The 11,911-nt window shown below is 56.8% G+C and carries 12 protein-coding genes; 8 read left to right on the forward strand and 4 right to left on the reverse strand.

Annotated features, from left to right (window positions below; genetic code table 11):
• Positions 1–27 precede the first annotated feature (27 nt).
• Positions 28–528, reverse strand: coding sequence for a YbjN domain-containing protein (locus ACR3ES_RS19875; protein ID WP_170429470.1), 501 nt, complete (start codon positions 526–528; stop codon positions 28–30).
• Between the two features lie 322 nt (positions 529–850).
• On the reverse strand, positions 851–1,099 hold the full coding sequence (locus tag ACR3ES_RS19880) for an accessory factor UbiK family protein (RefSeq protein ID WP_170429467.1): 249 nt from the start codon (positions 1,097–1,099) through the stop codon (positions 851–853).
• A 98-nt stretch (positions 1,100–1,197) separates the two neighbouring features.
• Here ACR3ES_RS19880 and lgt point away from each other — a divergent pair, with 98 nt between their 5' ends.
• From lgt to ACR3ES_RS19905, 5 genes are all read left to right on the forward strand, one after another.
• Positions 1,198–2,085: a prolipoprotein diacylglyceryl transferase gene (lgt, locus tag ACR3ES_RS19885; RefSeq protein WP_170429464.1), complete on the forward strand. Its 888-nt coding sequence runs from the start codon at positions 1,198–1,200 to the stop codon at positions 2,083–2,085.
• Positions 2,082–3,149, forward strand: coding sequence for an SAM-dependent methyltransferase (locus tag ACR3ES_RS19890; RefSeq protein WP_170429461.1), 1,068 nt, complete (start codon positions 2,082–2,084; stop codon positions 3,147–3,149). The genes lgt and ACR3ES_RS19890 overlap by 4 nt, the downstream gene beginning before the upstream one ends.
• Entirely contained in the window at positions 3,146–3,904 is a 759-nt protein-coding gene (gene pgeF / locus ACR3ES_RS19895) for a peptidoglycan editing factor PgeF (RefSeq protein ID WP_480424296.1), read from the forward strand. Before ACR3ES_RS19890 ends, pgeF begins: the two co-directional genes overlap by 4 nt.
• A 271-nt stretch (positions 3,905–4,175) precedes the next feature.
• Entirely contained in the window at positions 4,176–4,304 is a 129-nt protein-coding gene (locus tag ACR3ES_RS19900) for a hypothetical protein (protein WP_480424297.1), read from the forward strand.
• A 328-nt stretch (positions 4,305–4,632) separates the two neighbouring features.
• Complete coding sequence (locus tag ACR3ES_RS19905) at positions 4,633–5,415, forward strand: Hint domain-containing protein (RefSeq protein ID WP_170429455.1); 783 nt, start codon at positions 4,633–4,635, stop codon at positions 5,413–5,415.
• A 117-nt stretch (positions 5,416–5,532) separates the two neighbouring features.
• Here ACR3ES_RS19905 and ACR3ES_RS19910 read toward each other — a convergent pair whose 3' ends face one another.
• Positions 5,533–6,033, reverse strand: coding sequence for an Lrp/AsnC family transcriptional regulator (locus tag ACR3ES_RS19910; protein WP_170429452.1), 501 nt, complete (start codon positions 6,031–6,033; stop codon positions 5,533–5,535).
• 224 nt (positions 6,034–6,257) lie between these two features.
• Here ACR3ES_RS19910 and trxB point away from each other — a divergent pair, with 224 nt between their 5' ends.
• From trxB to ACR3ES_RS19925, 3 genes are all read left to right on the forward strand, one after another.
• Entirely contained in the window at positions 6,258–7,199 is a 942-nt protein-coding gene (gene trxB, locus ACR3ES_RS19915) for a thioredoxin-disulfide reductase (RefSeq protein WP_170429449.1), read from the forward strand.
• A gap of 191 nt (positions 7,200–7,390) precedes the next feature.
• Positions 7,391–9,091, forward strand: a complete 1,701-nt coding sequence (locus ACR3ES_RS19920) for an adenylate/guanylate cyclase domain-containing protein (RefSeq protein WP_480424298.1) — start codon at positions 7,391–7,393, stop codon at positions 9,089–9,091.
• A gap of 194 nt (positions 9,092–9,285) precedes the next feature.
• A complete protein-coding gene (locus ACR3ES_RS19925; RefSeq protein WP_170429446.1) occupies positions 9,286–11,004 on the forward strand; it encodes a bifunctional sulfate adenylyltransferase/adenylylsulfate kinase in 1,719 nt (572 codons plus the stop codon).
• A 117-nt stretch (positions 11,005–11,121) separates the two neighbouring features.
• On the opposite strand, the gene ACR3ES_RS19930 is transcribed toward ACR3ES_RS19925, so the two are convergent.
• Positions 11,122–11,784, reverse strand: a complete 663-nt coding sequence (locus ACR3ES_RS19930) for a hypothetical protein (protein ID WP_170429443.1) — start codon at positions 11,782–11,784, stop codon at positions 11,122–11,124.
• Positions 11,785–11,911: the final 127 nt, after the last annotated feature.

Consider the following 11,911-nt stretch of genomic DNA (forward strand, 5'->3'; position numbering starts at 1 on the left):
CCCTGCATTCCGGTTCGGGGCAAAGCTTTACGCGCGGCCGTAGGCCTCTGCAATGGCGACTTGCATCGCATCTTCAGGACTGCGGTTGCCCCAGGTCACAAGCTGGATTGCAGGATAATACCGCTCGGCACTGAGGACGGCAGCCGTGATCATCGTGTCAATCTGATCCGGGCTGGCCATCTGACCGCCAGACAGAACCAGCCCATAGCGATACACCATCAGTTTCTGGTTGGCCCAATAGGTGAATGCACCGGCCCAGCACTGATCGTTCATATGGTTGAGCAGTTCGTAAAGCTCGGATTCGCGATCGGTCGGCGGTTCCATTTCGAAAGAACAGACCATGCGCAGAGTTTCGTCGTAGTTGGACCAGGCCAGTGTGATTGAATATGTCCGCCACTGTCCTTCGACCGCCATGGCGATCTGATCGTCACCGATCCGGTCAAAATCCCAGTCGTGATGTTCGGCCAGATGTTCAACAATATCGATCGGATGAAGGTCTTCTTCGAGAAATTGCTCGGAAAGGGCCATGATGCCACCTCACTAATCTCTAGCATTTGGGGGCTGGCAGCGCCCCAGCGCTAGTTGCCTGCTCTACAAGCCGGGCTTCCCCCGCGTGCTCGTACTAAATATGGTGCGATGTAGGTGAGACTCTGACAACCCCCAATTTTGGGGATATCAGCAATAAGTTGTGGATAGCCGGCAACGACAGTCAAAATATTGGCATGTAACGCAGCTTTGTCTTGATAAAATTCTGCGATGCGTCAAAACTTCGCCGCACCACACAAGCCGACATCGGATTGTGCGGACGATGTTCTGCAGGACATTCAGGTTTGAGAGCAGCGCCCGAGCGCTACTTTTTCGATTTCGCCTCAAGCGCTGCGATACGCTCTTCGAGCGCCGCGTTCTCTTCGCGGGCTTTCTGCGCCATGGCGCGAACCGCGTCGAACTCCTCACGCGTGACAAAGTCCCGGTCGGCCAGCCAGCGGTCGATCATTGACTTCATTGCGTTTTCGGCCTCTTCCCGCGCGCCCTGCGCCACGCCCATGGCATTGGTCATCAACTGAGAGACATCATCCAGGATCTTGTTGCGGGTTTGCATGGTCTTACTCCCGATTTCGCACTTGCTGTCTATATGGGTAAAGAATAGCGCGGACACAAGGTTGACTTGCCCTGCACACCCCGGGCAATGAGGCGCACATGCAGGCTGTTCTGAATTTCCCCGATCTGTCGCCCGAATTGTTCTCGATCTCGTTGTTCGGGATGGAGTTCGCCCTGCGGTGGTATGCGCTGGCCTATATCGTGGGCATTCTGATTGCCTGGCGCATGGCGATGATGGCGCTGCGCCGTCCCGGTTTGTGGCGGGACGACAGGCCACCGATGCCAGCGGATCAACTGGAAGATCTGGTCACCTGGATCATCCTGGGTGTTATCTTGGGCGGGCGTTTGGGCTTCGTGCTGTTTTATCAGCCTGGATACTATCTGGCGCACCCGCTGGAAATTCTGATGGTTTGGCAAGGTGGCATGGCCTTTCACGGTGGCCTGCTAGGTGTTGTTGTGGCGTCTTACCTGTTTGCCCGCCGCCACAAAACTCAAGTTTTGTCGCTGGGTGATCTGATCGCCTACACCGTGCCGCCCGGCCTGCTGCTGGGGCGTTTGGCCAATTTCGTCAATGCTGAGTTGTGGGGCCGTCCAAGCGAACTGCCGTGGGCCGTGATTTTTCCCGGCGCTGCGGCGCAGGACTGTCCCGGTGTGGTGATCGGCATGTGTGCCCGGCACCCGTCGCAGCTGTACGAAGCTGCATTGGAAGGCCTTCTACTGGGGGCCATGCTGGTTTGGCTTGCCTATCGACGTGGAGCGTTTCGCAGGCCGGGTCTGGTGATGGGCGTTTTCTTTGCAGGCTACGGCGCCTCAAGGTTTCTGGTTGAGTTCTTCCGTCAGCCCGACGCGCAATTCGTTTCGCCGGGGAATCCACTGGGGCTGGCATTCCACATCGGCGGATATGGCCTGACAATGGGGCAAGTACTGTCCTTGCCGATGATTCTACTGGGCCTGTGGCTTGCCTTGCGCGCCGGACGGGTCCGGTGACACTTCTGGATCATCTCGTCGCGCGCGTCCGGCAAGACGGGCCGATGAGCGTTTCAGATTACATGACAGAATGCCTGTTGCACCCGACGATGGGCTATTACACGACCCGCGATCCGCTTGGGACACGGGGGGATTTTGTCACTGCACCTGAAGTCAGCCAGATGTTTGGCGAACTGATCGGACTGTGTTTCGCGCAAAGCTGGATGGATCAGGGTCGGCCTGCCCGGTTCGCGCTGGTAGAACTTGGCCCGGGGCGCGGAACGCTCATGGCCGATATCCTGCGGGCGACGCGCGGCGTTCCGGGATTCCACAAGGCTGCAGAGCTCTGTTTGCTGGAGGCGTCGCCTGTCTTAAGGAAAATGCAGGCCGAGACGCTGGACGCGTGTGACCCAATATGGATCAGCAGCATCACCGATCTGCCGGACCTGCCGGTAATGCTGGTGGCCAACGAATTCTTCGACGCCCTGCCCATCCGTCAATTTCTGCGCGATGGCGACGGCTGGCGCGAGCGGTTGATCGGCGAACAATCGAACGCCCTTGGATTCGGTTTGGGACCCAGAGCACCCCAGTTGGCCTTGCAGGACAGGCTGTCGGACACACAGGACGGCGATCTGGTCGAGCTGTGCGCGGCGGCAGGGCCGATAGTGACTGCCATTGCTGCGCGGATTGCCGCGCATGGCGGAACGGCACTGATCATCGACTATGGCGACTGGCATTCACTGGGTAACACGTTTCAGGCCCTGATGCGGCACGAGCGCGTTGATCCGCTGGCGGCACCGGGCCAGGCCGATCTGACGTGCCATGTCGACTTTGAACCTTTGGCACAGGCCGCACGGGCGGGGGGATGCGCGCATACGCGGCTGACACCACAGGGGGTGTTTCTGGAACGGCTTGGGATCACTGCGCGGGCCCAAGTTCTGAGCAGAACCCAGAGCGGTTCTGAACTGGACGGAACGATTGCCGCACATCGCCGGTTGACGCACCCGGAGGAAATGGGAAACCTGTTCAAAGTGCTGGGCCTCTATCCAGTGCATTCGGCACCTCCACCGGGACTTGAGCCATGACGCTGGAAATTCTGACCTCAGATATGCTGTCCCCTGTCCGGCACGGATTTTTCAGTCGCCGCGGCGGTGCATCCTCGGGAATATTTTCGGGACTGAATTGCGGCCATGGATCGTCTGATCAGACCGAGGCCGTAGCATTAAACCGTCGTCGTGTGGCAGACGCGATGGACGTAACCGCCGACGCGTTGATTGGCGTGCATCAAGTTCATTCCCTGACGGTCTTGACGGTCGAAGGCCCAATCAATGGCGACAAACCCAAAGCCGACGCGGTTGTGACGGCGACACCCGGTCTGGCCCTTACGATCCTGACAGCCGACTGTCAGCCGGTCCTGTTTGCCGATCCTGACGCTCAGGTCATCGGTGCCGCCCATGCCGGATGGCGCGGTGCGCTGGACGGTGTGCTTGAGGCAACCCTGGACGCCATGGAGACTTTGGGCGCCGATCGTTCAAACACCCGTGCTGTAATCGGACCTACAATTTCGCAACGGGCCTATGAAGTCGGGCCCGAGCTTTTGGACGATTTCATCGCGGATTCACCGGAGAACACCCGGTTTTTTACCAACGGTCAGGGCGACCGTCTGCAGTTTGATCTGCCCGCCTTTGGCCTGCACCGGCTGAGGCGGGCCGGAATCGGAGATGCCGAATGGACGCGGCATTGCACGTATTCGGACCCGGACAGGTTCTATTCCTACCGCCGTGCAACCCACGCCAAAGAAGCCGATTACGGGCGCCTGATTTCTGCCATCAGATTGTAGTTCTTGCCCGAAATAAGGCAGTTTTGCCACCTTTCCGCCACAATTGTTTTGTTTACCTAAGGCAGAATCGTAACGAGTTTTTGCCGGTCTTCAGGTTGTTAACTGACATTCAGACACGTGAATTCCGGCATCGGTATTAGGAAGGGCTATCAAACTTCATTTTTTGTCCGCATTTGATCCCGCATAAGCCTTATCCCTGCCGCAAATCAGCGTCACGTTAGGTTCATAAGGGATACGAGGCATCAGACCTCAAACAGAGCAGGATCAAGAAATGAAACCGAAATCTCGCTTTCTCAGCGCGGTGGTTGCCGCGACACGGAACCAGGAACTGGACATGCCGTGGAAACGAGTTTCAAGCAATTCTGTCAGGGTTGCCCGCCGTCTGGCGGCTCGACGCTGAAACAGGAACCCCAACGGACCAAGCTGCCGGTCCCGATGGGTCAAACATGCATCAGAAACTGCTCCGGTCTGATGCGTGAGAGGTCGCGATACATTCCGCGGCATGTTTTTGGGGTGTGTGTGCGGGCAATTGCAGCCTGCAAAGTACGAGTTTGTCTGGGGGGTCAATGTGTTGACCGATGGAACGCGAAATTATGTCGCTGTGTACTGCCTATTCGGCCGGTGCCCAGAGGTTACCCATTTGTTTCAAGGCAAAGAATCAGTCTGCCATGCGGGCCAGCACGGGGGTACGCCCCGCCCAGCGGAGTATTAAGAAGGATGGGATATTTATGACTATTCCAAGTTCATTGGCCCGCGCGGCCAGAAATGCGGTCGGTACGTCGGCCGTTTTGAGAGAGCTGCCGCGGCCGGCTGAAACGCCAAAGGCACAGCTGCGGCGCTATGAGGTCAGCAGCCTCCTGAAAAACGGCGATGTTTCTCAAACACGCCACATCGCGCCCGCTCTGCCCATGTTCGAGGACGCGTTCTGCGCCTTCTCACGCGGCTCGCTGGTCGAAACCGAGCAGGGACCGATGGCGATCGAGGACCTGATGCCGGGCGACAGCGTTCTGACACAGGATGAGACCTCTGAAACCGTGTTGTGGAAAGGATCGGTCACACTGATCCCCGGACGCGAGGATTCGCGGGGGCGAACACGACCGCTCACCCGGATCATGGCCGATACGTTCGGGATGCAGAAACCAATGTCCGGCGTCATTGCCGGTCCGGCGGCCCGGCTGCTTGGCACACCGGCGCATCTGCGCCATCTGCATGGCGGCGCACCGATTCTGGCGCCGGTCGCCGAGTTTCAGGACGGAATGGGTGTTATCGAAACAATGCCGCCTACACCGGTCGAGTTGTTTCACATTTGCCTGAGGCGACACTCTGTAATCCGGGTCGACGGTTTACAGTTTGAAACCTATCACCCAGGTGTGAACGCGGTTCGGATGATCAGCCATTCGCTTCGCTCGATCTATTTGAACCTATTTGCGCATATCGAGTCGCTGAACGATTTTGGCCCGCTGCTGATGCCGCGCGCCGGAGATGGAGAAGTGGACGCGATTACGGCGTGAGTTGTTAACAATTACTGCAGAGCGGGGGCATCATGCAGATATTACTGAGTTGGATCTTGTTTATGGTGATTTCGGCGCTTTTGCCGCCGTGCGCCACGCAGCCAAACACTATGCGGTTCATGCCGTCCGGTTCATTCGTTCTTCCAGAACGTCGAACGGTACGCCTGGGTCGTCTTTTGCGCCGCGGATAACAAGCGAGGTTTTGACGCTGGCCACGTTCGGCGTGGTCAGCAGTTCGCCCGTCAGGAACTGTTGAAAACTGCTGAGGTCCGGGGCCACGCATTTCAGGATAAAGTCCACCTCGCCATTCAGCATGTGACATTCCCTGACCAGAGGCCATTCGCGGCAGCGCTCTTCGAACGCGCGCAGCTCCGTTTCGGCCTGACTGTCCAGACCGACCATCGCAAAGACCTGAACCTCAAAACCCAATTCGCGCGCGTTGACCTCAGCGTGGTAACCGGTGATGTAACCGGATTCTTCCAATGTGCGCACTCGCCGCAGACATGGCGGGGCCGAGATTCCAACCCGTTTGGCCAGCTCCACATTGGTCATGCGACCGTCTGCCTGCAATTCCGCCAGAATCTTGCGGTCGATATCATCCAGCCGAGTCGTGACCATAAAACGCTCCTGATTTTTCGGTTCTTATATCAGCACCCCGCTCGTGCGCAATATTGTTTCGCAACGGCGCAATATTCTTTGTTTTCAAAACTCTTCTTCCTGCATTGTCATTCCGTCAGCGCATAGCGGGTTAACCGCAGGAAAGGGCTTTAAGCGTTGGCGACCCGCCGTTATATCCTAGCGACGGGTGAAAACCCATATCAGGCAGTTCGAGCGGGGATACCATGGCCGACACACGACACACCAAGGTTCTGATCATTGGATCAGGACCCGCAGGATATACCGCCGGCGTCTATGCCAGCCGAGCAATGCTGAACCCTATTCTTGTGCAGGGGATCGAGCCGGGTGGTCAGCTGACCACCACCACCGAAGTCGAGAACTGGCCGGGGGATACCGAAGTTCAAGGCCCGGACCTGATGGTCCGGATGCAAGATCATTCCAAGGCCATGGGATGCGAAGTGATCGGTGACATCATCAGCGATCTGGACCTGAGCCAGCGACCTTTCACAGCCAAGGGCGACAGCGGCACCACATACACAGCCGACGCCGTGGTTCTCGCGACGGGTGCCCGGGCAAAATGGCTGGGCCTGCCCTCTGAGGAGAAATTCAAGGGGTTTGGAGTTTCGGCCTGTGCCACATGCGACGGTTTTTTCTATCGCGGGCAAGAGATCGTTGTCATCGGCGGCGGCAACACGGCTGTGGAAGAAGCCTTGTTCCTGACCAATTTCGCAAGCAAGGTCACCCTGATCCATCGCCGGGACGAGTTGCGCGCCGAGAAGATCCTGCAGGATCGTCTGTTTAAGAATGACAAGATCGAACCACTCTGGTTTCATCAACTGGAGGAAGTGATCGGCACCGACGCGCCGCTTGGGGTCGAGGGTGTACGCGTCAAAAACGTCAAGACAGGTGAAATCACAGAGATTCCGTGCAAGGGCGTTTTCGTTGCCATCGGGCATGCACCTGCGAACGAATTGGTTAAGGATGCGTTGGAAACCCACATGGGCGGGTATGTGGTTACCAAACCGGGGTCGACCGAAACCTCAATCCCCGGTGTTTTTGCGGCCGGTGATCTGACCGATCACATCTACCGTCAGGCGGTCACCAGCGCTGGAATGGGATGTATGGCCGCGCTGGATGCAGAGCGGTTTTTGGCCGAACAGGATTAGTAAAAGCCCGGAACGCGGGGTCTTGGCGGCAATTTTGCCGGACTTGCAGCATGGTCGATCGCCGGTCACTCGGCGACCGGCCAACACCAGATTTACACTGACCTCGTCCACACTCCAAGATTTGCAGTTGGCCGCCGCCTTGACCGATCCCCGGAGGAACAGCACACTTGCACAAAATGAGGTGATTGCAGGTGGCAGCCTTAAACAGCGCTCTTTGGCGGGGCGGGTGGGCAACCCGGCTTAGGATCGGCAGTGGGCTGATCCTGTTTGTTTTTGCTTTTTTTCATTTTATCAACATTGGCTTAGGCCTGTTTCACACAGATTATCTGCACGACATGCAGGACGGTCGAAAGGCCGTCACCCGGCACAATGCCATGAGCGTGGTCATCTACGCGGCGCTGATTGTTCACGCAAGCCTGGCTCTGACCTCCGTTGTCCAGCGCAGAACCTTGCGCATGCCATTCAGCTCGGCACTGCAGATCGTTTTGGGGCTTTTGATCCCTGTGCAATTGATCTCACACATCGTGCACACGCGCTACGCACATGAGTTTTTCGACGTGAATGACGAGATGGGCTATATCATAATCCTGATGTGGCCCAATTCGGCCATCTGGATGCAGAGTGCCCTGCTGTTGATCGTTTGGGTCCACGGCTGCATCGGTCTGCACATGTGGCTGAGGCTGACAAAATGGTGGTCAAGAACCGTGCCGTATCTGATCGGTTTGGCTGTCTTTGTCCCAGCCTTTGCCCTGGCCGGGCTGTTGACAGAAGGCCGGCGCATCTGGGCGGATTTCGCGGACGCGTTTTTGCGGGAACAGTACATTGAGCACTATAACTGGCCATCGCCCGAAGAATTTCAGGTTCTGACGAGGGTCAAGGATAACGGGCTGTTTGCATTCCTGACTGCCCTTGGTGTCGTCGCTTTGGTTTATGTAGGACGAAAGCTTTGGCGTCGCAGGCATTCCGTTCGCATAAAATACACCCGTGGCCCGGAAGTGGTCGCGGAAAAAGGGATGACGCTGCTTGAGATTTCACAAGCCAACGGCATACCCCATACCGCGCTGTGCGGCGGCAAGGGACGGTGCACAACCTGCCGGGTGATCGTGGAAGACGGAGCCGATGCCCTGCCCCCGCCCAGCGATGTCGAGGCTCGCAGCTTGGCAGCCGTTGGCGCATCACCTCAGACCCGGCTTGCCTGTCAAATTCGCCCCACCGAGCCGCTATCTGTCTTTCGTGTCTTTCGCCCGGATGGCGGCCGCAATCGCGGGCACGCAAGTCAGGGTCAGGAACGCCAGCTTGCGGTTTTGTTCCTGGATATGCGTGGGTTTACGGCACGCACCACGGGGCAGTTGCCATATGATATCGTCTTCCTGCTCAACCGCTTCTTCGATGCGATTGTCCCTGCCATAACCAACGAGGGTGGTGTCGTTGACAAGTATATGGGAGACGGTTTGCTCGCCGTTTTCGAAAAACCGGATGCGAAGAGTTCAGCCCGCGCAGGCCTTGCAGCCGCTATAGACATCAGCCGCGCGTTGGACAGGTTCAATCAGCAATTGACCTCCGAAGGCAGCCCCGGAATTCGCATCGGCATGGGTCTGCATCTGGGTGATCTGGTTCTGGGTGAAATCGGTGCGGCGGGACATGCCGCACGCACCATCATCGGCGATGCCGTCAACGTCGCCAGCCGTCTGGAAAGCGAAACCAAAGCCCTGGGCGTCGAACTGCTGGTGTCTGATGAGCTGCTGCAGGCGGCGGATGTGACCATCAACCCTGATGACATCCGTCTTTTTCAACTGCGCGGCGTCTCACAACCTGTTCCGGCCCTGCCGGTCAAGCGGGCCTCGGACCTCGCGCAACCCGTTCACGGTCAGGAACACATGTCCCCGGCCTGACCGGATTGTTGACAGTACCGGGAACTGCGGTTCCGTTTTGTCCTAGGGCGCGGAAAATCCTTCCATTCCAGAGAAAAACCGCGCATATCGTCCTTTGTTTCATTAAGGCCTGTGGACTTCGTCGGACAGCCGGGGCAAATGCCCTCCACAACTGCGACACACTGGCAAAACAACACTGCGATAAGAGTATTCTGATGACGATGTTAAGCAATCTGGCGCCCATTTCCGAATTGTATGTTTCTTATGACTCGGCGCAAAAGCTGAAGGTTGAGGCCGCCGATCTGACAAGCTGGGATTTGAGCCCGCGCCAGATCTGCGACCTTGAACTGTTGATGAATGGTGGGTTCAACCCGCTCAAAGGCTTTCTGAGCGAGGCGGATTACAACAACGTTGTCGAGAACATGCGTCTGGCGGATGGCACTCTGTGGCCGATGCCGATCACTCTGGATGTCAGCGCGGATTTCGCAGATCAGATTGAGCTGGGCCAGGACATTGCGCTGCGCGATCAGGAAGGTGTCATCCTGGGCACCATGACGGTGACCGACCGCTGGACACCCGACAAAGCACGCGAGGCCGAACATGTGTTTGGCGCAGACGATCAGGCGCATCCGGCCGTCAATTATCTGCACAATGTTGCAGGCAAGGTTTATCTCGGCGGGCCTGTGGTTGGCATTCAGCAGCCCGTCCACTACGACTTTCGCGCGCGGCGCGATACGCCCAACGAATTGCGGGCCTATTTCCGCAAACTGGGTTGGCGCCGAATCGTGGCCTTCCAGACCCGCAACCCGCTGCACCGCGCGCATCAGGAACTGACCTTCCGCGCCGCAAAGGAGGCACAGGCCAACCTGCTGATTCACCCGGTCGTCGGCATGACCAAACCCGGCGACGTGGACCACTTTACCCGCGTGCGCTGTTATGAAGCCGTTCTGGACAAATACCCAGCGGCTACAACCTCGATGTCGCTGCTGAACCTGGCGATGCGCATGGCTGGCCCGCGCGAGGCGGTGTGGCACGGTCTGATCCGGGCCAACCATGGCTGCACGCATTTTATTGTGGGACGCGACCATGCGGGCCCCGGCAAGAACTCGGCCGGTGAGGACTTTTATGGCCCCTATGATGCGCAGGACCTGTTCCGCAAGTATCAGGACGAGATCGGCGTCGAGATGGTCGACTTCAAACACATGGTTTATGTGCAGGAACGTGCCCAATACGAGCCAAATGACGAGATTCTGGACAGGGACAACGTCACCATCCTGAACATTTCAGGCACCGAGTTGCGCCGCCGTCTGGCCGAGGGGCTGGAAATTCCGGACTGGTTCAGTTTTCCAGAAGTCGTGGCCGAATTGCGCAAAACACGCCCACCGCGCAGCCAGCAGGGCTTTACCGTGTTTTTCACCGGTTTCTCAGGCTCGGGCAAATCCACCATCGCCAACGCGCTGATGGTCAAGCTGATGGAGATGGGCGGTCGTCCCGTGACCCTGTTGGACGGGGATATCGTGCGAAAGAACCTGTCTTCCGAATTGGGATTCTCCAAAGAGCACCGCGACCTGAACATCCGCCGCATCGGCTATGTGGCCAGCGAGATTACCAAGAATGGTGGTATTGCCATCTGCGCGCCGATTGCACCCTATGAGACCACCCGGCGCGCGGTGCGTGAAGATATCGAAGCCTTTGGCGCGTTCTGCGAAGTGCATGTGGCCACCAGCATCGAGGAATGCGAGCGCCGTGACCGCAAGGGGCTCTACAAACTGGCGCGTGAGGGCAAGATCAAAGAGTTCACTGGTATCTCGGACCCGTATGACGTGCCGGAAAATCCCGAATTGCGCGTTGAGACCGAGAATGTTGAAGTCGACAACTGCGCCCATCAGGTTCTGCTGAAACTGGAAAGCATGGGCCTGATCGCCGGGTCGTAAGGATCAAGAGTGAAAAAAGGCCCTCTTGATGCGAGGGCCTTTTTGTTATTGGGAAGCTATTGTTTCCAAAACCGCCAGATCACCATCTCAGGCTTTCTGTCATATATTAAATGCGACTTAGGGTTGGGCAGCAGGCTGTGCGGGAGGACACATGCCCAAAAGACGGCAGATTTTCTCGAAAAAAGCGTCAGTGACATTCCACAACCAATTCGCAGCATGAAGCACATTGAGCACCACGTTCCACCAGTTCGTTGGAAGGAGGCTGGACAGCGCTTCGACCACCTGACCGTACACTCCGTTAGCAATATCAGCGGCGACATTCAGCACGCTATTGATTGCATTCTTCAAGTCAAACTCGCCAGTGGGCAGAACTGGGACTCCAAGCTGAACTAAAATAGTTGAAGCTATTGTTTTCAAGGCCAATTTACAGAGCTTACAGGGCAAGCCGCGAAAAGCGCTGGAAAAGCCGCGTCGAACTTGAGAAATGATAACCTTTAGTTTTGCCACCCCACGAGAAGCAAAACTAAAATATAGAGGTACAGCACCGCTTGTTTCACCTTTAAAAACCTGCCCAAGCTCGCTTTCCTGAGTTTCACTAGATGGTATGTCAGCTTTGATTTCCACGTGACCTGAAATTCTATGAATTACGACAAGTGTATCTGCATCAAAATCCTCGAGCTGTCTTGTAAATGAGAACTCGCCATCAATGAGCTCTATTTGCGTCTCTTCGACTACGACATCATCCGATTGGTACTTTTCCGAAGTAACGACGTGCGTCATAATATGACCCCCAATAGACTAAAAAACGAATAAAAACAAAGCTACTCATGAAAGTGGCACGACTGTCAAGATGTTTGGTGCGGGCCGGAGCGTCGAATTCCTTTTAAAGCGTTGTAATTTAAATAAA

The organism is Ruegeria sp. B1, assembly GCF_056535885.1.

What these genes read in the sequence shown, in the direction of transcription:
- ACR3ES_RS19875 (WP_170429470.1), bottom strand. Translation starts at nt 528, where the DNA reads ATGGCCCTTTCCGAGCAATTTCTCGAAGAAGACCTTCATCCGATCGAT.
- ACR3ES_RS19880 (WP_170429467.1), bottom strand. Translation starts at nt 1,099, where the DNA reads ATGCAAACCCGCAACAAGATCCTGGATGATGTCTCTCAGTTGATGACC.
- lgt (WP_170429464.1), top strand. Translation starts at nt 1,198, where the DNA reads ATGCAGGCTGTTCTGAATTTCCCCGATCTGTCGCCCGAATTGTTCTCG.
- pgeF (WP_480424296.1), top strand. Translation starts at nt 3,146, where the DNA reads ATGACGCTGGAAATTCTGACCTCAGATATGCTGTCCCCTGTCCGGCAC.
- ACR3ES_RS19900 (WP_480424297.1), top strand. Translation starts at nt 4,176, where the DNA reads ATGAAACCGAAATCTCGCTTTCTCAGCGCGGTGGTTGCCGCGACACGG.
- ACR3ES_RS19905 (WP_170429455.1), top strand. Translation starts at nt 4,633, where the DNA reads ATGACTATTCCAAGTTCATTGGCCCGCGCGGCCAGAAATGCGGTCGGT.
- ACR3ES_RS19910 (WP_170429452.1), bottom strand. Translation starts at nt 6,033, where the DNA reads ATGGTCACGACTCGGCTGGATGATATCGACCGCAAGATTCTGGCGGAA.
- trxB (WP_170429449.1), top strand. Translation starts at nt 6,258, where the DNA reads ATGGCCGACACACGACACACCAAGGTTCTGATCATTGGATCAGGACCC.
- ACR3ES_RS19925 (WP_170429446.1), top strand. Translation starts at nt 9,286, where the DNA reads ATGACGATGTTAAGCAATCTGGCGCCCATTTCCGAATTGTATGTTTCT.
- ACR3ES_RS19930 (WP_170429443.1), bottom strand. Translation starts at nt 11,784, where the DNA reads ATGACGCACGTCGTTACTTCGGAAAAGTACCAATCGGATGATGTCGTA.